The sequence below is a fragment of the Paenibacillus sp. VTT E-133280 genome (assembly GCF_002264385.1).
Lineage (GTDB): Bacteria > Bacillota > Bacilli > Paenibacillales > Paenibacillaceae > Paenibacillus_AQ > Paenibacillus_AQ nitricinens.
In genome coordinates this window covers 1-21,417 of record NZ_NFUX01000043.1, presented here as the reverse complement: position 1 = coordinate 21,417, position 21,417 = coordinate 1, and the positions used below count along the sequence as shown (strand labels likewise).

The 21,417-nt window shown below is 41.1% G+C and carries 22 protein-coding genes; all 22 read right to left on the bottom strand.

Features of this window, described 5'->3' with window-relative positions; translation table 11 throughout:
- Nucleotides 1-209 precede the first annotated feature (209 nt).
- On the bottom strand, nucleotides 210-986 hold the full coding sequence (locus tag CA600_RS18470) for a class I SAM-dependent methyltransferase (protein ID WP_179281658.1): 777 nt from the start codon (nucleotides 984-986) through the stop codon (nucleotides 210-212).
- Between the two features lie 27 nt (nucleotides 987-1,013).
- The gene (locus tag CA600_RS18465) at nucleotides 1,014-1,721 is read right to left on the bottom strand and encodes an acylneuraminate cytidylyltransferase family protein (RefSeq protein WP_094871912.1); all 708 of its coding nucleotides are present in this window, start codon (nucleotides 1,719-1,721) and stop codon (nucleotides 1,014-1,016) included.
- On the bottom strand, nucleotides 1,718-2,767 hold the full coding sequence (locus tag CA600_RS18460) for a nucleotidyltransferase family protein (RefSeq protein ID WP_094871911.1): 1,050 nt from the start codon (nucleotides 2,765-2,767) through the stop codon (nucleotides 1,718-1,720). The genes CA600_RS18465 and CA600_RS18460 overlap by 4 nt, the downstream gene beginning before the upstream one ends.
- 48 nt (nucleotides 2,768-2,815) lie before the next feature.
- On the bottom strand, nucleotides 2,816-3,481 hold the full coding sequence (locus tag CA600_RS18455; protein WP_094871910.1) for a class I SAM-dependent methyltransferase: 666 nt from the start codon (nucleotides 3,479-3,481) through the stop codon (nucleotides 2,816-2,818).
- Between the two features lie 17 nt (nucleotides 3,482-3,498).
- A complete protein-coding gene (locus tag CA600_RS18450; protein ID WP_094871908.1) occupies nucleotides 3,499-4,491 on the bottom strand; it encodes a GNAT family N-acetyltransferase in 993 nt (330 codons plus the stop codon).
- Nucleotides 4,488-5,567, bottom strand: a complete 1,080-nt coding sequence (neuB, locus tag CA600_RS18445; protein WP_143812163.1) for an N-acetylneuraminate synthase — start codon at nucleotides 5,565-5,567, stop codon at nucleotides 4,488-4,490. The genes CA600_RS18450 and neuB overlap by 4 nt, the downstream gene beginning before the upstream one ends.
- A 50-nt stretch (nucleotides 5,568-5,617) precedes the next feature.
- A complete protein-coding gene (neuC, locus tag CA600_RS18440) occupies nucleotides 5,618-6,778 on the bottom strand; it encodes a UDP-N-acetylglucosamine 2-epimerase (RefSeq protein ID WP_094871907.1) in 1,161 nt (386 codons plus the stop codon).
- Nucleotides 6,765-7,940, bottom strand: coding sequence for a LegC family aminotransferase (locus tag CA600_RS18435; protein WP_094871905.1), 1,176 nt, complete (start codon nucleotides 7,938-7,940; stop codon nucleotides 6,765-6,767). The genes neuC and CA600_RS18435 overlap by 14 nt, the downstream gene beginning before the upstream one ends.
- A complete protein-coding gene (locus CA600_RS18430) occupies nucleotides 7,937-8,938 on the bottom strand; it encodes an NAD-dependent 4,6-dehydratase LegB (protein ID WP_094871904.1) in 1,002 nt (333 codons plus the stop codon). The genes CA600_RS18435 and CA600_RS18430 overlap by 4 nt, the downstream gene beginning before the upstream one ends.
- A gap of 21 nt (nucleotides 8,939-8,959) precedes the next feature.
- Nucleotides 8,960-10,771 carry a motility associated factor glycosyltransferase family protein gene (locus tag CA600_RS18425; protein WP_094871902.1) on the bottom strand — a complete coding sequence of 604 codons (1,812 nt, stop codon included), beginning with the start codon at nucleotides 10,769-10,771 and terminating at the stop codon, nucleotides 8,960-8,962.
- Between the two features lie 133 nt (nucleotides 10,772-10,904).
- Nucleotides 10,905-12,191: a flagellin N-terminal helical domain-containing protein gene (locus CA600_RS18420; protein ID WP_094871900.1), complete on the bottom strand. Its 1,287-nt coding sequence runs from the start codon at nucleotides 12,189-12,191 to the stop codon at nucleotides 10,905-10,907.
- Between the two features lie 243 nt (nucleotides 12,192-12,434).
- Nucleotides 12,435-12,677, bottom strand: a complete 243-nt coding sequence (gene csrA / locus CA600_RS18415) for a carbon storage regulator CsrA (protein ID WP_094871898.1) — start codon at nucleotides 12,675-12,677, stop codon at nucleotides 12,435-12,437.
- Nucleotide 12,678: 1 nt separating this feature from the next.
- A complete protein-coding gene (gene fliW, locus CA600_RS18410; RefSeq protein ID WP_256989902.1) occupies nucleotides 12,679-13,134 on the bottom strand; it encodes a flagellar assembly protein FliW in 456 nt (151 codons plus the stop codon).
- A gap of 108 nt (nucleotides 13,135-13,242) precedes the next feature.
- Entirely contained in the window at nucleotides 13,243-13,809 is a 567-nt protein-coding gene (locus CA600_RS18405; RefSeq protein WP_094871895.1) for a DUF6470 family protein, read from the bottom strand.
- Nucleotides 13,810-13,825: 16 nt separating this feature from the next.
- Nucleotides 13,826-14,743 carry a flagellar hook-associated protein FlgL gene (flgL, locus tag CA600_RS18400; protein ID WP_179281657.1) on the bottom strand — a complete coding sequence of 306 codons (918 nt, stop codon included), beginning with the start codon at nucleotides 14,741-14,743 and terminating at the stop codon, nucleotides 13,826-13,828.
- A 15-nt stretch (nucleotides 14,744-14,758) separates the two neighbouring features.
- On the bottom strand, nucleotides 14,759-16,342 hold the full coding sequence (gene flgK, locus CA600_RS18395) for a flagellar hook-associated protein FlgK (protein WP_094871893.1): 1,584 nt from the start codon (nucleotides 16,340-16,342) through the stop codon (nucleotides 14,759-14,761).
- A 54-nt stretch (nucleotides 16,343-16,396) separates the two neighbouring features.
- Nucleotides 16,397-16,897, bottom strand: coding sequence for a flagellar protein FlgN (locus tag CA600_RS18390; protein WP_042192416.1), 501 nt, complete (start codon nucleotides 16,895-16,897; stop codon nucleotides 16,397-16,399).
- Between the two features lie 12 nt (nucleotides 16,898-16,909).
- Nucleotides 16,910-17,194: a flagellar biosynthesis anti-sigma factor FlgM gene (gene flgM, locus CA600_RS18385; protein ID WP_042192418.1), complete on the bottom strand. Its 285-nt coding sequence runs from the start codon at nucleotides 17,192-17,194 to the stop codon at nucleotides 16,910-16,912.
- Nucleotides 17,195-17,296: 102 nt separating this feature from the next.
- Nucleotides 17,297-17,707, bottom strand: coding sequence for a TIGR03826 family flagellar region protein (locus tag CA600_RS18380; protein ID WP_094871892.1), 411 nt, complete (start codon nucleotides 17,705-17,707; stop codon nucleotides 17,297-17,299).
- Nucleotides 17,708-17,875: 168 nt separating this feature from the next.
- Complete coding sequence (locus CA600_RS18375; RefSeq protein WP_256989901.1) at nucleotides 17,876-18,694, bottom strand: ComF family protein; 819 nt, start codon at nucleotides 18,692-18,694, stop codon at nucleotides 17,876-17,878.
- Nucleotides 18,691-20,706, bottom strand: a complete 2,016-nt coding sequence (locus CA600_RS18370; RefSeq protein ID WP_094871890.1) for a DEAD/DEAH box helicase — start codon at nucleotides 20,704-20,706, stop codon at nucleotides 18,691-18,693. Before CA600_RS18370 ends, CA600_RS18375 begins: the two co-directional genes overlap by 4 nt.
- A 133-nt stretch (nucleotides 20,707-20,839) precedes the next feature.
- Complete coding sequence (locus CA600_RS18365) at nucleotides 20,840-21,286, bottom strand: glycosyltransferase family A protein (RefSeq protein WP_094871889.1); 447 nt, start codon at nucleotides 21,284-21,286, stop codon at nucleotides 20,840-20,842.
- Nucleotides 21,287-21,417: the final 131 nt, after the last annotated feature.

Below are 21,417 nucleotides of genomic sequence, written 5' to 3'. Positions count from 1 at the left end.
ATGCAAAAAAAACTTGCTCGCTTAGCAAGTTCTTTGCAAAACAACTATTATATTACTGCAATTGTTAAGGAACTTAATGAATCAGTTGATTTATATGCGATAGGTCATGCCTGAGGAAGCTGAGGGATTTCTACGTTTGCCTTGCCTGTATAAGATTATAATGTATAATATTGATCCCTTAAAAGAGGTATACATTATATTGATAAAATTTACCTCTTTCGTAAAATATAATCGTATCTTGTCGAAGAATCTTCCTCTTCTAAATTGTCGTTCAATATTTTGCTTTTAAAAAAGTTCATAACCTCAAATCCAATTTTCTCAGATAATTCAACAAAGTTCTCAGGTTTAATAAAATATATCTTTTTAGGGTTTATGAGAAAAGTCTCCCCACAAAATATAGCTCTTATCAATCTTTTAGATGCTTTAATGAAACTGATAAAACCATTGTTTTTATAAATGAACAATAACCATTTCAAGATGGAATCACCGTAATTTTTACCGTTATATTCCACTTCATCAAGAAAGGGTACTTCTCCAATCCAAACAGTTCCATTTTTCTTAGTAACTCTTTTGATTTCTTGTAAGCTTCTAATTACATCATCTTCACTCTCAAGTAATATAATTACGCCGTTACATATGACTATTGTTGCAATCTCATCTTTAATAGGAAGTGCTACTGATAAACCTTCCAGAAAATGAATGTTAGGATGATAGTATTCTTTTTCAAGTCTGACTTTCTCTTCAGATGAAGGTACTATTCCAAATCCATTTCCAACTTCTTGCTGAATGCTATTTAGTAGAGTTGCATCTCCACAACCAATATCAATAACTACATCTTCGAAAGATGATCGAATATTATTCTTAATAATTTGGTTTCGAAACATAGTTAATTTGTTGTCGTTTCTACCACTTAGGTCATGAATATCTTCTGAAAATGATTTGATTTTATATGACTCGATGTGATTTTTCACTTTTACAATGGCCAAAAGAATTATACCCCCACATAAAATCATTCATTGTCCATTTTTATCATTCAACTTTTTAACTAATAAGTACTCGCAAATATAGAAATCATCTTCCGTATCAATATCATAAGAACGATTCCTCGGCATCACATATGCAACTGTCTCTTCTCCTAAAAAAGTACCATTTTTCAAGAGCCAATTTACATCTGCTACATATATAGCCCCATTTGTAAAATAAACATCAGGTAGTTCTTGGCGACGTTCTATTTCCTTTTCTTGGGCAATCAATTGCTTCAACATTTTATTTTCTTTCAATGTATACATCCAGTATGGCGATTCATTAGTCTCTGCAACACTAACACAGGCAGGTGCTCCCATATTCACTATGTTTTCAATACATCCATCAATATCTTCCACTAGTCTTAAGGGAGAAGTCGGTTGTAACAAAATTACGTAATCAAAATCGGGCAACTGATTTATAGCATGCAGAACTGGATCGATCCCAGGAGTTGCATCCTCCGATAAATGTTTAGGACGAATAAAGGGGACATCACACCCCTGTGATCTAGCAATTTCAATAATCTTATTGTCTTCAGAAGATAATATGAGTCTGTCAATATATCTGGATTTTTTTGCTTCCTCTATTGTCCAAGATATAAGTGGTTTTCCTGCTATTTTTTTTATATTCTTGTGAGGTACACCTTTAGATCCCCCGCGTGCAGGGATGATCGCAAGGATTTTTTTATTACCGATCATACAAATACTCCCCTAAAATCATCGTTTGCTTTCTCATAATCATCTACTCTCCCAATGTCAAGCCAATACTCTCTTAATGGGAAAGCTGAGACCCCACTTTTCATATCCATCAATTTCTTGAATAAGTCGGGCATATCATAGAATTGGTACTGAGGCACATACCGAAGCACATGAGGGTCCAGCACATAAATCCCCGCATTGACAAAGCTTTTATGAACCGGTTTCTCGACAATAGAAAGAAGACGATGATTATCCGTTTCAATAACCCCATATGGAATCTGATATTCATACTCTCTCACACATATTGTTGCAGCTGATTTGGTATCACAATGAAACTCTAATAACTGCTCATAATTTATTTTAGTCAGTAAATCTCCGTTCATAACAAAAAACGGGACATCTGGTTTTTCAGATAAAAGCGATAAAGCACCCGCAGTGCCTAGTCTCTTATTCTCTTCAATGTAATCTATTTTGACACCTAAGTGCTGACCATTTTGGAAATAAGCTTGTATTATTTCTTTTTTATAATTAACTGATAAAATAAAGTGAGTAAACCCATAATTTTTAAAACCTTCAATTATTATTTCTAAGATTGGCTTGTCTCCAACTTTAAGCATTGGCTTTGGAATGTCATCTGTATATGGGCGCAAACGGGTTCCAAGACCACCTACCATTAAAACGACAACATTTTCTTTTTGCAATACTTCTGTAATATCATCGGCAAAAAGTATACGCTGAACCTGGTGATTGTTATTTAGAATAGGTAATTGTCGTAACTGTCTAGTTCTCATTATCTCTTTGTAAAAAGATGTCCTTTTTCCTTGTTTTTCGTATATTGGTGAACTATTCATTACTAACTCAATCGATGAGTCCAGCGGGACACCTCTTAATATTCCTCGACGAATATCGCCATCTGTCACCGTTCCAAGCAATCTACGATCTTTATCTACAACAACTGCAAATTGTAAAGAAGATTGATCAATAATTTTCATCGTCTCAATAACAGTCAGCTCAGGCGCAATTAATATTTCCTGCCAGTTATCCATCTGCTACGCCCCTTTCGGATGAAATGATTTATCCTTAGATCTAAGCAATCAAATTTTCTCACCCGTTACAATCCACTCAATCACTTTTTCATTCAAATTGTTATACGTTCTTTCAAGTCTTTCTAGCTCAACAATGTGAAATTTATTCAAGAGTTCTTCCATATCCATTTTAGATGCAAAACGGCTCAACCCTTTATTATTTAGAGGGCCTTCGTTAGGGATCCACGCATTATGACCGACTTGTTCGCCATTTCCTTCTCCCCAACTCCCTTCTGAGAACGATCTGCTATAAACCTTTCCATTTGGTTTTAAAACTCGATATATTTCATTATACATCTCTACTGCATTATCATAAGAATTCGTAGCGATAGCTTCATTATCAATTACTGCATCAAAGGAAGCATCATTATAGGGCAATGAGATGATATCACCGATTAATAACTCTCCAGACCAACCAGGAATTTCACTATTCAATCTGGCGTTTGCTTTCTCCACTGCCGTCTTGGAACCATCAATCCCATATACTGAAAAACCTTCTCTGGCTACATACCATAAATTCGCCCCAGTACCACAGCCAACTTCTAGAATTTTAATTTCTTTTCTATTAGGAGCTCCATAGAAATTACGCGCAACAAATCGGATTAGATCTTCTGAAGGGTACTTTCCCCACTCTTGTGTTTTAAATACATGTTCCCATGTTTGATCCCAAGCCATTATTCAAACCTCATTCCTTAACGATAGAATATAATTAATTGATCTTTTTTTGGATTTCTTTCTACAAACGAAGCTTTTAAATTGTCATAAGTTACAGGATCATGTGTGAATTTACCGATATTAAAAGGTATTTCTTTTTTTGAAAAGCCCCTTTTGAAATAAAGAAGTGAATTTTCATTTGTACCATCAGTTCCACCACCTAAATACAAAGACCGTACTTTTTTCACCTTTATAAATTCACCAAATTCATAAATCAATAAGTTTGTGACCTTCTTAAGTTTCCCTTCCGCATTAGAAGCAGAGAGGTGATATTCCGATATATGACCGGAGGCAAAAAATATCACAGCACCAATCACCTCTCTATCTTCGTTCTCAGCACAAACTAAATAAGTATTATCGCTTTGTAATAAATGTATGAAATAATCTTCATTAAAAAGATATTCATCCCTCGCATTTTTCTCTCTCATCAAGTCATTATATATTGCAAAGAAAGACTGAACATACTTTTCTGATTTCGAGAAAACAACCTTCACATTGTTAGCTTGAGCTTTTCTTATAGCCCTACGGACCCGAGTACTAAACTGAGTAAACAAATCATCATAAGTTAAATCAATATACACCGTCTGCCTGTTCTCGAAAACTTGTCCGTAATAATTAATTTCATTTTTCAGTAATGGGTGGAATCGAATAAATTCGATCATTACTGAATTATCCAGACACCATTTCTTGTACTTCTGGATACACTCTTCTATAAATCCAACGTCCCCTAAAATTAATGGCCCACCGTATCCATAAGGTGATTGGATATCGAAGTAAGAGGTATCAGGTACTTTACCAAGATGAAAAGCGTGATAGAAAATACACTCTGCGTTTTTATGAACAAAGAAAACTGGCTGTAACTCTTTACTATAAGCATCATTAATTACGTATTGAGGATGAAAATAATAAGATCTCATTTCTGCCGGCAAGCTATAAAATATATTTACTGCTTCTTCTGCCGATACAATCATAGCAGGCTAATTCCTTCGTCTTTATCGAAGTCTCTTGTGGCAGTTTTCATCAGAATATCCCAATATTGAAAAGGTGATATTCCTTTTCCAGGTCTCTTAATCGATAAATTCTCTATAGTGAACGCTTCCCCTTCTCTTATTTCTTTCCGAGCAACGATGCTCTTCCGAGCAATATTAAGATTCTTCAACTCCGATTCCGAAGGGATCTTTATACCTGAACCTTTAGCTAATTCTACTTGTCTAATTCCTTTAACCATATGATTCAATTCTTCCGGAGAAAGAGAAGCCTTATGATCTGGTCCTTCTGCTTGTTTATCATACGTAATATGTTTCTCAATTATAGTCGCACCTAATGCAACAGCAGCAATGGGCACTGCAATTCCTTCTGTATGATCAGAGTAACCAACCTGCAATCCAAAAGCATTATGCATTGTATTCATAGCCAATAAATTCACATCTTGCACAGGTGCAGGGTATTCAGTAGTACAGTGCAGCAATGTAACTCTCTCTTTTAATAACCGCTGCCCTTCCTGAGAAATAAACGCCGCCTTAAATGCTTCAGTAGTAGGAGGTTCATCCCGTCGTAAAAAACCAAAAGCAATAACTGCAAGCGCAGCTTCTACTTCACTTAGTGTTGACATACCAGTTGATAAAATAATTTTCGAACTTTTCCGAGCAATGTGATTTATTAAGGGAGCATTGGTAATCTCACCGGAAGGGATCTTAATTATTTGCAAATCCAGTTCGTCAATCAAAAAATCAGCACTTTCAAAATCAAATGGGGTGGATAAAAATTCAATGGAAAGCTTATCACAATATGCTTTTAATTCTTTGAACTCTTTAAATGAAAGCTCCAACTTTTTCACCATTTCGAATTGTGATTCTTCACTGCCTGTTGTTTTAACTTGATACTCTGCTTTGGGAGCACGAATGCTGATTACGTTTTCCGTTTTAAAGGTTTGAAATTTAACCGCATCTGCCTTGGCATTAACCGCAATATCTACTAGCTCCTTCGCTAAATCTATGTCACCATTATGATTAACACCGGCTTCAGCGATTATATATGTTTTATTCACTTGCCCACCTCCACGAAATAATAAATAAATGCACATCATTTTATATGAAACTAACTTATGTCATAGAAAGATTTCTTAATGATACTATTCAGATTTGTAAGACTTAAATGGTTTTTGATTAGTTCAGAAGCCATCGCTCCATCATATTCCAAATCAATTTGCGTTAATAATTGTTGAAACTCATCTGAAAGAGCTTTCTGGATTGAATTTACTATCTCCATAGTCCTAGGAGCACAATCGATAATAGAACCTGCTTTTAAGCGCCCCTTTTGTCGATCACCGATATTAATTGTTGGTTTAACCAAGGCTGGTGCTTCAATAATTCCACTAGATGAATTTCCAATCACTATACTGCAGTACTTCATTGTACTTAGATATCTTAATTGACCTAATGAAAAAAAGGATTTAACCCGCTCAGGATTTGCAGCTGTATACTCATCAATCAATTCATTAATTCTTCTGCCATCCGTATCTGCATTTGATTTTGTGAAGACAATATTATAATCCGTAAAAAAATCAAAAGCAGAAAGCAAATTTTTCATTTGTTCTTCAGCCGTTTCAACTTCAAGTGTTGTGGAATGAAATGTCACTAAGAAGAGTTTTTCAAGATTACAGCCTAAGAACTCTTGCAACTCCTGTTTTGATAAAAAAGACATTTTCCGAATATTCTCAACACCAAGATCCCCTACATTAAATACTCTATTTGGCTGCTCCCCAAGCTGGATAACACGTCTTGTATACTCTTCATTTGCTGTGAAGTGGATATGGCTCATCTTTGTTAGAGAATGACGAATGGATTCATCTATTGCTCCCTCCGTCAGTTCACCACCCGAAATATGAGCAACAGGAATACGCATGACTAATGCCGTTTGTGCAGCACTGAATATTTCAAACCTGTCACCGAGAAGAACCAGTATATCAGGTTTCAACCGGCGGAATGCTTCCGCAAATCCTAATGTGGCGATTCCCATCGATTTCGCAATAGCAACAGGGGTATCCGAAGATAGTAGCATCTCAATTTTTTCATCAATAATAAACCCATCTTCTTCAATTTGTTTATAAGTCAGTCCAAATTCAGGTGATAAATGCATGCCTGTAGCTATTACTTGCAAATCTAGTTGATCATCTGCTTGAATTTCTTTCATAATACGAAATAAAAGACCGTATTCTGCGCGTGTACCTGTAACAATACAAATCTTACGTTTTTTCATTAGACTCTCCTCCCAGCGGAGTTGAAGGAATATTAATTACACGATTCTTCAATTCTCTCGTAATTGTAAGATCCGCCTTTGGACAATGTAAATAAGGCTGTAACTCATCAAGCGGCTTCCAGATCGGGCGGGCCATGACACCTTCACTATTCAGCATCTCTAACACAAAATCACGGTCGTAGCGTTCCTTATTAATTAGAAGAGTTTGCAGCCAATAATTGCTTGTCCCAAAAGAAGGCTCTGTAAACAGCTCGACATCTTCTACACCTTCGAACAATTTCTCATAACGCTTTGTTAATAGTCTTTTTGATTTCTGAAATCCTACTATCTTCTCTAGTTGAGCACAACCAAGCGCAGCATTTATATTTGGCATCCGATAGTTATACCCGACTTCATCATGAGTAAATTCCCATCGGTGAGGATTTTTCGCAGTTGTAGTTAAATGCTTGGCGTAGTCAGCAAGCTTTTCATTATTAGTTAGAATTGCCCCACCGCCACCTGTAGTTATAATCTTGTTACCATTGAAGCTGAGGGCTCCTACGAGTCCGAAACCACCTGTATGCTTACCTTTGTAATATGAACCGAGCGACTCAGCCGCATCTTCAACAAGAACAAGATGGTAACGTTCACAGATTTCAATTAACGGATCAAGATCAACAGAATGCCCAAAGGTATGCATAGGAACAACTGCACGAATAATTCTACCTGTTCGCTTGTTCTTCAACTGTCCATTATCAATGATGCCAATTGCTTGAATATGTTCTTCGAGCTTATAAGGATCAAGTCCTAAGGTTTGCTTAGATACATCAACAAAATGCGGAACAGCCTGTAAATATGAAACCGCATTAGCAGTCGCTATAAATGTCAATGATGGAATAAACACCTCGTCATTCGCTTGAACACCAGCAATTTTCAGTGCTATATGCAATGCAGCAGTACCATTGACGATGGCAACAGCTCTTTTAACACCTGTGAAATCCGCAAGTCGTTTCTCGAAATCGTCTACATATTTACCTACAGAAGAAACCCAACCAGTCTGTATACAGTCGGTTACATATTGAAGTTCTTTATCTCCAAAACTAGGCTCATGTAGAGGAACGAAATCCTTATTTCCATATATGGACTTTATACTATTAGCGATATGCTGCCATTGATTACTCATATATTATATACATCTGCCTTATAGCTATATAGGTTAGCCGGATTTATAAACCAATCGATCGTTTCTTTTAGTCCGCGTTTAAAACCATCATTTCCTCCATAGGAGGGTTCCCATCCTAGAAGACTTTTTGCTTTTGAATTATCCGCCCAGAGCCGTTCCACTTCACTTTTTTCAGGACGCAAACGGATATCATCCATTTCTATATCAACCTTTACGCCCATTACTTCTGCAATCGCTTCAACGGTTTGCCCTATAGAAATTTCGTAATTGCTTCCTATATTAATAACTTCACCGATAGCTTTCTCATTATTCATCAACGTAATAAACCCATTTACAGTATCCTGAACATAGTTAAAGTCTCTCGTTGGTGCTAATGATCCCAGCTTAATTTTCTTTTGTCCTGATGCAAGCTGTGTAATAATGGTAGGAATAACTGCACGTGCGGATTGACGTGGACCATAAGTATTAAATGGTCGTATAACCGCCACTGGCGTTTCAAAAGAACGATAGAAAGAGAGGGCCATTTGGTCGGCACCAATTTTCGATGCTGAATAAGGTGACTGTCCCTGTAATGGATGATTTTCATCTATGGGTACATATTGTGCTGTACCATAAACCTCACTCGTAGAGGTATGCACGACCTTTGCTACACCTAGCTGACGGGCAGCTTGTAGAACATTCAAAGTACCTTTAATATTTGTGTCCACATAAGTGTCAGGAGAATGATACGAATAAGGAATAGCGATTAAGGAGGCCAAATGCAAAACCTTGTCGCAGCCCTTCATCGCATCCATAACTCCATGTGGATCTCTTATATCTCCGGCGAATACTTCAAAATCATTCTTATATGGGGACTGATCGAGCCAACCCCATGAATTAAAAGAATTATAATATACAAAGGCTTTAACTTCATATCCGTCTTCAATTAACTTCTCCGTGAGATGTGATCCTATAAAACCATCTGCACCAGTGACTAGTATTTTTTTATTCTCCCCCATATTTCCACACCTCAATATTCCCTATTTTTTGTTGTTTAAATTATCCTCCAATATCCTCACAATTTCTCCTATTACATAAACACTTGCAGTAAGAAATTCAACTTGTATCTCTTTGTTTCTATTTAAATTTGTAAATGAAAGTACTTGTTCTAAACTGTAAAGATCCCAAAAGGAACTTATCAATATCGGCTGTAAATTATGACGCAACAGCAAATTGCCTATAACATACTCATAAAAAGGGTCTGTATTACTTAACTTATTTAATGTTTTAACTAAATCTTTTTCAGAATCTTTATGTGCTATTTTCAAACTTCTAATAACTCTCAATTGATGTTCAAACTCTAATTTCATCTTAGAAAATAAATCTTTTTGCTCTTGTAATACTACCTTCATTTGTATTTCATTAAGAGGATACTCTGCTATATTCTCCAAAACTTCTTTTATGGGTTTTATCTCTTTCGAACAATACTTTTCAGAGACTTCCTTTAAACTTAATTGGTGGGTATAAGAGATTTTAGCTCCCCCTTCAGTCGCATTTATAACATCCAGATCCCCCTTATATATTTCTACTTCGAACCATTTTCGAAAATTATTCCATGTATTAGTGGTCTGGACATCTATTCCATAATATCCTTCTACAAGAATCCCTTCTTGTACGATTGGGAACTTATTAGCGAGTTCTTCATTATCATATATAGTACCTGCCGCATGGGTTTGTTCTGCTTCACTCCCAAAAGCTAAATCCTGACCTATTAATACTATAGGAGAAGCCCCAATGTGTTCTGCAAATCCAAAAGCGACATGTGCACAGGACTGTCCAATACTAATTGAATTATCACCTGAAATCCCAAAAATTTCTTGTAGCCATATGAATTCGCCTACATTTTGTCTTGTCGGAATAATGATATCTCCTTGAAATTCCTCAAAAATCTTTGGATATAGCACAAGCGGTGCAACTAACGTTGTCTCCGCAGGGTATGTCTTATTTTCATAGAAATAAGTATAGGTTTCCCTATCCCGTTCAATTGAACAAATAAAATCAGGAATTATACCTTCATCACAAAGTCGTTGAGCAATAGTATCTACAGCAATTATAACTGCATTATTTTTAATATCCTTTAATTGCTCAATATTTTTGTTGAGTGATGGGCCCGCTGCTACTACTATTGCCGGTACATTCTTAAAACTATTTTTTAATTGAGAAACATCTTTTGATCTCGCTAAATATTCAATGTTTTTCATATTGTGTCTGAAACCCGTTAAACTATCTTCGATAGAGTTTCCATACATCATCGTTTTATACTTTACTGTTTCTTTAATCAACTTAACAACTTCGATACATTTGTCTACATTGTACTGTCTATAGAAATACGTAAAGTAAAATTTAATACATTTCAAATAATATAAAAGATTCGTTGAGAATATTTTATCAAGAAAAAGCGATAAATTATTCAAATCATCAGCGAAGAGGATCACATTAGGACTTTCAAAAATGGATAAGTCCTTTTCACTTAATGCGTAAGTAAAGAAGTCATTGTTGGGTTCAATAATGATCAGAAAAGACTCTTTGCTCATGGTTCGAACAAGCTCCCTAATTTCCTCCGCAGATATAACACCTAAAACAAAAATCAATTCTCTTTTCAAGTAATTGGGTTGACTAGACTTATCAAAAACATTTCTCAATACTAACGTTTGACTATTATTATATATGATATCATTTCCCTCTTCGTCTTTTCTTATTAACTTAAGAGGAAACTCATTTTTAGAGTGTGTTCTGATCCAGTGGTCTGAATTTTGCGATAAAACATCTATATTGCGATCTATTAATTTCATCTCTCAGTCTCCCTAATCAAAGAAGTAATTATCTAATACATGTATAAATAAAGATAGCCCCACAAAGTGGGGCCAGAGCTTTTTATGTCGTAATAACTTTTCTTTATCAATGCCGAAAGATTCATATAGAATCTTATCTTAGCAATTGCAGTACGCCTTGCGGTTGTTGATTTGCTTGAGCCAACATAGCTTGAGCTGCTTGAGCCAAGATGTTATTTTTGGTTTGTGACATCATTTCTTTCGCCATATCTACATCACGAATCCGGGATTCGGCAGCAGTCAAATTCTCAGAAGCTGTTCCCAAGTTATTGATAGTGTGCTCAAGGCGGTTTTGCACAGCTCCCAGTTTAGAACGTTCACTGGAAACTTTTTGAGTCGCTTGATCAATCACTTTAATAGCCACTGTTGCTTGAGATTGCGTTGAGACTTGCAGCCCTTTAACACCGAGTGCGGAAGATCCCATGTCTTCAATGGAAAGATTCATAGATTGGCCTGTATTTGCACCAATTTGGAAATTAGCTGTTCCATCAGTTCTCTTATTTGTTGCAGCAGTAGTCTCAGAGAAGGACGACAATGCATTAGTAGCAGCTGTACGAACGTTACCACTAGCATCTTTTACAGTTATTGTAAGACCATTGATAGCACCAGCAGTACCTGCAGTAGTTGCTGTAAGAACCGCTGCGCCCGAACTTACAGTTAACGCATCAACATTAGTATCATCGGTAGTGCCATCAGTAGTTCCCAAGGCAGCAAGAGTAAATGTACCAGCATCGAAGGTATTACTAATAGTCGTACCGTCTTTTACATAAGAAACAGTAATTTTGTCTGTGGCTGTGATTCCCAAACTGTTTCCGTTTTTATCTGCAAGAGCAGTAAATGCAGTACCAGTAGTTACAGCCGGTGGTGGTACTACTGCCCCTGCGGTATCTACTGTTGCAGCTCCGGCTGTTAAAGCAGCATTCTTGTTAACATTTGCTCCAGCAGTATTAACTGCATTCCCCATTGAGCCATCCAACAAGTTCTTCGTATTGAACTGGGTAGTTGATTGAATACGATCGATTTCCTCATTCAATTGACTCATTTCTTTTTGCAGCTCGCTACGGTCACCAGCAGTGTTGGTGTCATTCGCGGATTGAACGGAAAGTTCACGCATACGTTGCAGGATGCTGTGAGTTTCATTCAATGCACCTTCAGCTGTTTGAATCAAAGAGATACCGTCTTGTGAGTTACGGGAAGCTTGATCCAAACCGCGGATTTGACCACGCATTTTTTCGGAGATTGCCAGACCAGCGGCATCGTCACCTGCACGGTTGATACGAAGACCGGAAGACAATTTCTCAATATTTTTGTTAGTGTTGGCAGTGTTAGCAGACAGTTGGCGGTGAGTGTTCAACGCCGCGATATTGTGGTTGATAATCATTTGATATTTCCTCCCTGAAATTAAGTTAGTTCCACATCCATGTGGTAAACGCCGATCCATTAAGGTCGGCCGCCCTGCCGGGTCAGCGTCTACTACATATATCGACTTCATACAGCCAACTGTTTAGAGCAATTCGAAGTTTTTTTGAAATTTTTAAGACAAATTCTCCAAAATAAAATAAAAAAGCCTGAGTCTGCGATTAAGCAGTCCCAGGTTTTGGATTCTGTGTATACAACATACCAATTAATCATTCTTATTTATATCACGAAGTCGATGGATTAATGCATTCAGATCAGTCTGCTGTGGAGCAACGGACTCACGGTTGGCCTCTTGAATCGAAAGGTATACCTCTTTACGAAATATATCGACATGCTTCGGTGCAGAAATACCGACCTTTACGGTGTCACCATCCACACTTAAGATCGTCAGCTCTATCTGATCTTGGATGACGATGGATTCCCCTTTTTTGCGGGAAAGTACGAGCATATCATCCACCATCCTTTCCATCGATAACCGACTGCTCTTGCAGAAGGCTATGCTTCGTATGATAAGGCGCTTTATGCAATACGATTTGTTTGCCAAAACGCCCTACAGGATTCAATACAATGGGGGCTAGAAGATTAATTGTAGACTTCTCAACATTATTTTTCAATGTAATGATACAACGGACGAACACATCAGATTTAATCTCTAACTCTTCGGCCTCATCATCCGGCAATTCAAATTCATAAGTTGGATGAAAAACAAATGGATCACCCAACAGAAAAGATAATTCCTTATTTTTCACTGACTGTAAATACCAAAAGGGCATCTCCGCCATCGCAATCAATGCAAAGTCTGTTTCTTCATCGAAACCGGGTAATCCTTTTGGAAAATGATATATCTGCTCTGCATCTACTTCCAGTTCACCCCAAGATAGTGTTTCTATAATCAAGTTGTCCACTCCTCAAAAGTTTTGCTGTGCAAAACTAGCTTCTTAAGAAATCCTATTACATTATATATAGCACAAAAGCTATAGAGGCGCTTTCTGGCACATCTATAGCTTAAGAAGCTACAATTGAACATTCAATTCTGGGGGAATAAACTGAATCAAAGCGTATTGCTGCATATATATGTTTAACTTTCCACGAGTATATTCAATTTCCGGATTACGTCGCTCCACCTGAATATCCACTTTCGCAGCTCGAAAATCGATTCGTGGGGCTCTCGTTTCAATATGAATATCCACATTATCGTAGGACGCTGGACCACGAATCTCTGGAAACGAATTCGGCTCGGTATCAGTGCCATACACTTCTGCAATTGTATTACCCGGTCTAAAAAACTGAGCCATTCGATTCCCTTGCTCGACCTTTCTGGCAATGCCCTGAAGATACAACTGCTGAATTCCAGAATAAATCCTTCTATTCATATCGAGCATCTTTCCACCGTTATAGGCCTCCCATGCTCGAGATTGATCTACGGTAAGCTCAGGCCGAGTCGATTGAACCGTTAATTGCCCCGGAGTGGTTGTTACATTGACCTCAGCCTTAGGCTGGGTTATCGAGTATGTGCCCGGGTCAGCATCAATCCCAATCACAGCAGGTGTCTGACGAATTTGCAAGATCGGCTGAAGCAACGAAAACCACCTCCGTTTATCTGATAAAGTCTACGAGGGTTGTTGATATAATCTTTGCACCCACAGACAAGGAAGCATTATAGATATTTTCTTGGATCTTCGAATTCATAATCAATCCTTCGTAATCGGCATCCTCTGTCTTTGCCTGCAGATCCGTCAGGTTAATATTCAGATCACTAAGCCGATCCTGCATCAATTCAACGCGGTTAGTCTTTGCCCCTATTTCTGAACGTGCCGATAAAATAGTCTCCATGCGCGTATCGATTATATCAAGTTGACCAGATACAGCCTTAAGATCACCAGCCTTTAACCCAACTGAAAGATTATTAATAATTGCAAACAGATTATCCGCATCCCCAGTCTTACCGAATACGTCATTACCAGTCGTACTGATAGGCATACGCACATCTTCGCCTACAATAAACTGAATCTGCCCGGTATCTGTTGTAATTGGCTTAGATACATCATATGTACCATCTGCACCTTTAGCAAAATCATAAGGTTTCGTGTTGTATTGCTCACCATTAAAAATATATTTACCGTTCAACGTACTGTTAGCAATATCCACAAGCTGTTCCTTCAGCTGCATAACCTCTGAATTGATACTATCAAGTGCTGACTGCGGGTTAGTTCCTGTCGAAGCCTTTACTGTCAATTCACGAATCTTCTGTACAACGTCCCCAGCTTGACCTAGAACTGTATCATTATAATCCAGCCATGAGAGTGCGCTATCTACATTCTTGGTATATTGCTCGTTAGATGAAAGCTCCGCACGATATCGCAGGGAATACGTAATCCCTACCGGATCATCGGAGGGCTTGTTAATTTTTCGTCCGCTCGAAAGCTGTAGCTGTGTCTCGTTCATCGTACGTGCATTACGGTTTAGGTTAAGCAGAAGCTGTGAATTCATCATGTTAGAGGTTACTCTCAACATACGCTATATCTCCTTTTATCTGCCGACTGTGCCGGTGGAATTAATCAATTTGTCGAGCAGTTCATCAAAAGTAGTCATAAAACGCGCAGCGGCACTATAAGCATGCTGGAATACGAGCATATTCGACATTTCTTCATCCAGTGAAACGCCACTGACTGATTGACGACGGGAGTTAACCTGCTCTACCAGATAATCTGAGTTATCAGTTTGACGCGCTGCCTCCTGCGATTGAATACCCAATTGGCCAACCATAGAGCCTAGAAGCCCGCCCACAGTATTGCTAACTTTACCGTCTGGCGTAGTGAATTTGCTATCCTTGAGGTTCGTCAATAAAAGAGCCAAGGTGTTATTTCCTTTAACGACCTGCGTTTTACCATCAGCATCAACAGTTGTACGGAGCGAGGTTGCGAATAAGCTAACATCTGCAGCAATTTCCGGATTTAACTTGATCGTTCCAGCGTCACCAGAGGTTACAAAGAAATCACGACCGGAGCTTCCATCCATCGCATAACCTAACTTGTGAAGTCCGTTCAAACCTTTGACAATGGTTTTAGCGTCCTCATACATCGTTGCTCCCTTAGGCATTGCTTGACCAGCGGCCAGAGTAACTACAGTGCCATCTGCTTGCTTAATCTTGGCATCATTTATCAATATGGTACCCTCAGGAAGATTGGAACCTGCCGGTATTGTAATTTCAACGTCACCCGTAGCAATCGTACTAGCCATATCGTTGAGTTGTTTCTTGTAGTCGGTAACATAAGTATTTTTGGAGAAAATCATTCCGTAAGCCTCGCCGCCCTTCAACGTTCCAGCGGCATAAGCATTATTAAGGAATGCACTATCTACGGTTGCAGTAACTTCTCCACCCTCTACCAGTGGCTGTCCACCCAGTGAAACGTTATAACCAGCTTCCGTCTCTACAACGGTAATATTAGCAATCTTAGATAGCTTGTCCGCCATCAGATCGCGTTGATCGCGTAAATCATTCGCTTGATCGCCCATACCTTCAATCTTATAGATCGATTTATTCAGATCTGCGATAGCGGTCAGGTAACCCTGAGCTTCTTTGGCTTTAACGTCAATATTAGTAGTTAGATCCCGATCAAGATTATCTAATTGCGTGCTCATATAGTTCATGGCATCGGTCAAAGATTGTGCAGTTTGCACTACAATCTTACGAGCAGTAGGGTCCTCAGGATTCTTACTAAGGTCAGACCATGATTTCCAGAAGTTATCTAGAACTGTACGAATACCTGTATCCGATGGTTCGTTAACAATCGCTTCTAGTTTAGAGAGGGTATCTGCTTGAAGTTTCCAGTTACCAAATGCAGAATTCTCACCACGGTACTGATCATCCAGAAACATTTCCCGAATCCGATCGATAGATGAGAATTCCACCCCTGTGCCCATTTGACCAGGAACGGTAGATTTATTAAATCCGTACGCTTCAATAGGCAAAGCAGCCTTCATATTTACACGTTGACGAGTATAACCCTCGGTATTCGCATTTGCGATGTTGTGTCCAGTCGTATTAAGAGCTGCGGTCTGAGTAAAAAGGCTGCGTCTCGCCGTCTCTATTGAATGAAATGTGGATGTCATGCTGCTTACTCCTCCTTATGTTCTGCTCTGACAGAACACTTCATCAGTACAATTCTAGCCTCGTGCATCAAATATCCCCGACCGATTTACGCCATTGCCTTTGTCAGACGGACGATGATACGTGATATCCTGATTCGGTCTTCCGACCAGCAGATCCAAAGAATAATCTATAAAAGTAAGCGACTGCTCTATCAGCTTCTGATTAAGCTCATTTGCTTCTTTCAAGCGGTGCAAAGTGCCAGAAAGCTTCTGCTGAATATGCAGCAGTCGTGCCTTATCTTCAGGGTCAAATATAAGTCTGGACAGCTCAGTTAGGTTCAGGTTCAGGTTGGAACGAATACCTACGCCTTGCAGAACGGTATATGCTGCCGCGATTCGCTGTTCCTCGAGCTGTCCAATCAGCTTCATTAACTTGGACTCACGGTTCAGGATGTCGATTAAGGCATCCACCTTGTTGTCCATAATCGTCTGTTTTTTCTCAGCGGCCAGCTCCAGCATTTGGTTATGCACTTCGTCCAGCCGCTCCAATAGTTCTATTAATGTCGTCAATGCCATGGATGGTTTCACCTAATTCTCGGAGGATTGCTTAAAGTAAGGGGCGAGTTTCTCTGCTAGCTTAGCTGCATCTACTTGATAGGTACCTGCGGAGACCTGTTGCTTCAAACTGTCGATCTTAAGTGCACGTTCAGCATCATTACCAGAATTCTGTGCTTGCAAGAGCTGAATTGCTTCATCAGAAATCGAAACCTCATCCTTGCGTGAACTTTTCTTCATTTGTTCCTGCCTTTGCGCATCCGCGCTGCGTTGATACGGATTCATCGCGTTAATTCGTCCGGTCTCGTTAATTTTCATAACTTCACCTTCCTCCTAATATAAAAAAGCCGATAATCTTTACTAAGTTTATCGGCGTAGACTGAAACATACTTTATAGCTGCAAACGTTTTTTTGCAGATTTTATAGGTCACGCAACTTGTCTATGGCACGATATGCGCCGTCTGTTGTCTTTTTGGTAGTATCCTCAGCAGCATTTTCCTTGGCGGCATTGGTGAGATCCTTTCTAAGCCGAGTACGGCAGCTATCACACATATGCCCATCGCGAATCAGTGTTCCACACACCTCGCAGGGATACATCATATTAGGAGCATTTGCTATAGATATCCGGCCCTCTCGAATAAAGCGAGTGATCTCCTTAATCGAAATCCCCGTAGCATCGGACAGCTCTTGAATGTTGGTTCCTTTGTTCTCCCGCAAATAATCGACGCAGATCTCATATTCATGCTCCAGCTCTTTGATGCAGGGCTGGCACAACCCCATAAGATTCTTAACAAACAACCGGCCGCACCTTGGACAATTGTCTAGATTCATAACAAGCAGCCGCTCCTCTCCGTACATTCTGTACAATGCATAATATCCTTATGCTCCTAGATTACATGATTGCAAAGAATTCGTCTATGGGACGGAAGAAACGCTATTACGGGCATGGATCTCTTCAAAAAGTGAATGGGCTGTTCACAATCATGCATTTCGCTCTCCTCAGGAACGTGCCCAAGTTAGGCTATATACCTCTATCGTATAACCATAATCTGAACCTATTTGTTGAATGATCTCAGCGCATGCACGAATGGTACTGCCCGTTGTATAAATATCATCAACAATAACAATCCGAACAGGACGATTTAGAGGTACCTCCCGTTTCATCAAATCCGCAAACTGTGTTGTTACTGCCGGATTCTCCGCAAAAGCGTGCTTCATATCCGCTAGTCGTTCCGCCCGGCTCTTAAAGCTTTGCTTTCCCGTATGATGTGTACGGATTAGCAGTGGAAGCTGTTGAACCTTTCTACGTCTAGACAGCACATCCGCCAATCTTTCTGCTTGATTAAACCCCCGCTCCATAAGCCGGGAATCACTGACAGGCACTGGCACTAACAAATCAGCAGACCAAGAGCGATGGATGATGGATGGTTCACGGGATAAAAGAGTGCTCTGCTTCTCTTTTTTTAGGGTTAGATAGGCTCTATCCAGCATAAGGCCAAGTAAAAGGGCATATCGTTCATTTCCGCTATATTTATACTGACCTAGCCATTCTCGCATAACACTATTGTAAGCAACTGCACTCCTGTTACAAATAATCGGTGATGGTTCGGTGCTGCGGGTACAGTCAGGACAGCCCACATGCCGACCACATTTCAAGCAACGCGGGGAACGTATCCATGGAATAGATTCTGCGCAAATCCTGCAAACTCCAGGAAATGGTGAGGATCCAGAGATGCGCTTGCCGCAGGTTAAACATGGAGATGCCGAGGGGGAGAAGAGTGACTGAGCTTTGGTTAACCATGAGAACATAGCACTCATGTCGGCGTCTCCTTACTAATAAATCCTTTGCTACGAGCGATTTTGTTCATAGTACGGATCTGAGAGATCGCTCCGCGCTGAGATCGGGTCCACTGTGGAGAGGCGAATACAACACGCCCAGCAGGATCATCTTTAGATCGCCCGGCACGTCCCGCCATCTGAACCAATGAGGCTTCGTCAAAAAGATCACTGTCTGCATCTAAAATAAATACATCGCTGCGTGGTACTGTAACTCCACGTTCCAGGATAGTAGTCGTTACTAACAAGGAAACAGCGCGGTTACGAAAAGCAATTACTTTTTCTGCCCGGGATGAATCTTTGGAGGAAGTCCCCTCGATAACTACGCCGGGAAAGCTCCGGCGAAGCAGAGCCAGCAACCCGTCAATATGAGCGATACGAGAAACAAAACAAAAGATTTGCGCCTTGCGCTCGAGTGACTTACGAAGCGTATGTACGAGAGATCTAGGTAAATTTCCACGCTTTAGGCATGTATGAACGGATGTCATAGTCAAATGCTGCGGTACAGGCAAGGGATGACCATGGAAGCGAACAGGTACTCTGGCATGTGGAAGTCTACCTGAGCGTACCAACCGCTGCATTTCTTGTGGTGGTGTGGCTGATAAGTAGATAAAAGAGCCGTCTACCTTACAGGCTTCTTCAGCGGCATAAGCCAGCATAGGATCATTGTGATAAGGAAATGCGTCCAGCTCGTCTATGATAACGAGATCAAAGGCTCGATGGAAGCGCAGCAGCTGATGGGTGGTCGCGAGCGTCAAGCGACCATTCACCCAGCGTTCTGTGCTGCCGCCGAAAAGCACGGCGATAGTCTCCGCCGGGAAAGCCTTAGCGAGCCGCGGCGCGAGCTCGAGTACGACGTCGCGGCGCGGCGTCGCTACGAGCGCCCGCCCACCGGCGGCGAGCACGGCCTCTAGGAGCGGGAAGATCATTTCTGTCTTCCCGGCTCCCGTCACCGCCCAGAGCAGGAACCGCTCTGGGCACGAATTGGCGGAGCGCTCACGCCGCTCCGCCAGAAAACCCAGCGCAGCGCCAGCGGCTCCCGCCTGCGCTGGGCTAAGCCCCCACCGGCCTGCGGCCGCGGTGGGGTCAAGGGCGGCCGTGCACCGCACGGCCGAAAGCGCTGCACTGCGCAGCAGCAGCGCACAAGCCCGGCTGCGCCCAAGTGCGAGGCAGGCCTCGCAGTAGGCGCAGCCCATAAGGCCGCACGCGGCGCATGCCGTGCGGCCGGTGGGGGCGCTGCCGCAGCGCAGGCAGCGCGAAACCGCGCGGCGGGCGACAGCGCCGCGCCACAATACGTGCGGCAGCCTAGCCGCCGCACGGGCCAGAGCGCCAGCACCCGCAGGGAGCTGGCGGGCCCACGCCCCAAGCGTAGCCGGGGCGTGACTACCAACGGCGGCGGCAAACGTAAGCCGCCCCTGCAAATGCGCCAGTTGTGCCGCCTGGCGCCAACGACCCATCAGCTTCGGCAATCCTTCTGCCAGCAGCGCTTCTATTTCCGGCTGCAGTAAAGAGCGGCCGGCCACCGCCCACGATAGTTGTTCTGCTTCCGATTCAAGTAAAGCATAATCGAGATCATTTCCTCCGCAATAATTTCCTCCTTCATTGTTCTTCTTATCCTGTTCAATAAAAATCTTTCTTAGTTCAGAAACCCGCCATAGCGATACCCCATCATTAGGCCACCCTTCCTTTCCCATTCCTCCCGCTTCCCTTTCCTCCCTCAACTCAGGCTCAAGAACAGTGCTTACGTATTCACCCCATTCCTTAGCTCCCCAGTTCCTCATTCCATCTCTTGGTTTAAAATAATCGCGCAGCTTCACCGCCCATCCCAGTGGCAGCGCAGGAGATAATAAAACCAGCTTGTCCTCCGTTATTAAGCCCCTACCTTGACTCTCTGATCCAGCCCCAGACCACCACCATACATCTACTGTAAGATCTAAAGAAATCCAAACACTCCAGATCCCTCTACATTCCAAGACATACACACCCACTCGCATAAAAACCGCCTCCTTAACTCTTAACTCTCACCATTAGTCGCTTTTGCCCACTCCACTTTCCCTGCCTCAAACGCAAAAAGCACACTCCCCCATTTCTTGGAGAGTGTGCTTCACCCGTTACTCACATATTCACTTAAAATCTGTCGCGCTTTGATTCGCATCCCCTACTTCCTGCCATCCCCATAAAGGGCAACGAAACAGATTGCCCTGACAACCGCAAGTCTACCACAATCCCTTGTTGCTGAAGCTCTTCTTCACTCATCTGAAAAGTGTACGTAGATGTTGCAAGATCGATAGAGCAGCCACTATCAGCCAGCCTGGAAACAATTCCAAGGGTTCCATCGCTCGAGCCATCATCCATGAACGTTACTCGAAATCGTTTTCCGGTTAAAAATGCTTGAAATGTCAGCGTCCGAATGTACCATTCCACAACAGATGCATGATTGCGAGTAATCAAAATATAATGAATCCATTTCACGGACTGCGGTGTCTGCCGCACCTTCTGCCGATTATGCAGCATATGAATAATCACTGCAGCGGATACATAAACAGCCGCAATCCATATCAACTGGGCTACCATGGAGATGCACCTCCTCTGTATACCAACACTATATGCCGGCTTTAAAAGGTCGGTGACTGCCCAGCGTTCCTATCAAGCATATACGCCTTCGGCGTCCTTGGAAGGACGGTAAGCGTTTAAGCGAGAAATAT

Coding starts and splice junctions, on each gene's coding strand:
- CA600_RS18465 (WP_094871912.1), bottom strand. CDS start 1,721: ATGATCGGTAATAAAAAAATCCTTGCGATCATCCCTGCACGCGGGGGA.
- CA600_RS18460 (WP_094871911.1), bottom strand. CDS start 2,767: ATGGATAACTGGCAGGAAATATTAATTGCGCCTGAGCTGACTGTTATT.
- CA600_RS18455 (WP_094871910.1), bottom strand. CDS start 3,481: ATGGCTTGGGATCAAACATGGGAACATGTATTTAAAACACAAGAGTGG.
- CA600_RS18450 (WP_094871908.1), bottom strand. CDS start 4,491: ATGATTGTATCGGCAGAAGAAGCAGTAAATATATTTTATAGCTTGCCG.
- neuC (WP_094871907.1), bottom strand. CDS start 6,778: ATGAAAAAACGTAAGATTTGTATTGTTACAGGTACACGCGCAGAATAC.
- CA600_RS18435 (WP_094871905.1), bottom strand. CDS start 7,940: ATGAGTAATCAATGGCAGCATATCGCTAATAGTATAAAGTCCATATAT.
- CA600_RS18430 (WP_094871904.1), bottom strand. CDS start 8,938: ATGGGGGAGAATAAAAAAATACTAGTCACTGGTGCAGATGGTTTTATA.
- CA600_RS18425 (WP_094871902.1), bottom strand. CDS start 10,771: ATGAAATTAATAGATCGCAATATAGATGTTTTATCGCAAAATTCAGAC.
- CA600_RS18420 (WP_094871900.1), bottom strand. CDS start 12,191: ATGATTATCAACCACAATATCGCGGCGTTGAACACTCACCGCCAACTG.
- csrA (WP_094871898.1), bottom strand. CDS start 12,677: ATGCTCGTACTTTCCCGCAAAAAAGGGGAATCCATCGTCATCCAAGAT.
- flgL (WP_179281657.1), bottom strand. CDS start 14,743: ATGTTGAGAGTAACCTCTAACATGATGAATTCACAGCTTCTGCTTAAC.
- flgK (WP_094871893.1), bottom strand. CDS start 16,342: ATGACATCCACATTTCATTCAATAGAGACGGCGAGACGCAGCCTTTTT.
- CA600_RS18390 (WP_042192416.1), bottom strand. CDS start 16,897: ATGGCATTGACGACATTAATAGAACTATTGGAGCGGCTGGACGAAGTG.
- flgM (WP_042192418.1), bottom strand. CDS start 17,194: ATGAAAATTAACGAGACCGGACGAATTAACGCGATGAATCCGTATCAA.
- CA600_RS18380 (WP_094871892.1), bottom strand. CDS start 17,707: ATGAATCTAGACAATTGTCCAAGGTGCGGCCGGTTGTTTGTTAAGAAT.
- CA600_RS18375 (WP_256989901.1), bottom strand. CDS start 18,694: ATGAGTGCTATGTTCTCATGGTTAACCAAAGCTCAGTCACTCTTCTCC.
- CA600_RS18370 (WP_094871890.1), bottom strand. CDS start 20,706: ATGCGAGTGGGTGTGTATGTCTTGGAATGTAGAGGGATCTGGAGTGTT.
- CA600_RS18365 (WP_094871889.1), bottom strand. CDS start 21,286: ATGGTAGCCCAGTTGATATGGATTGCGGCTGTTTATGTATCCGCTGCA.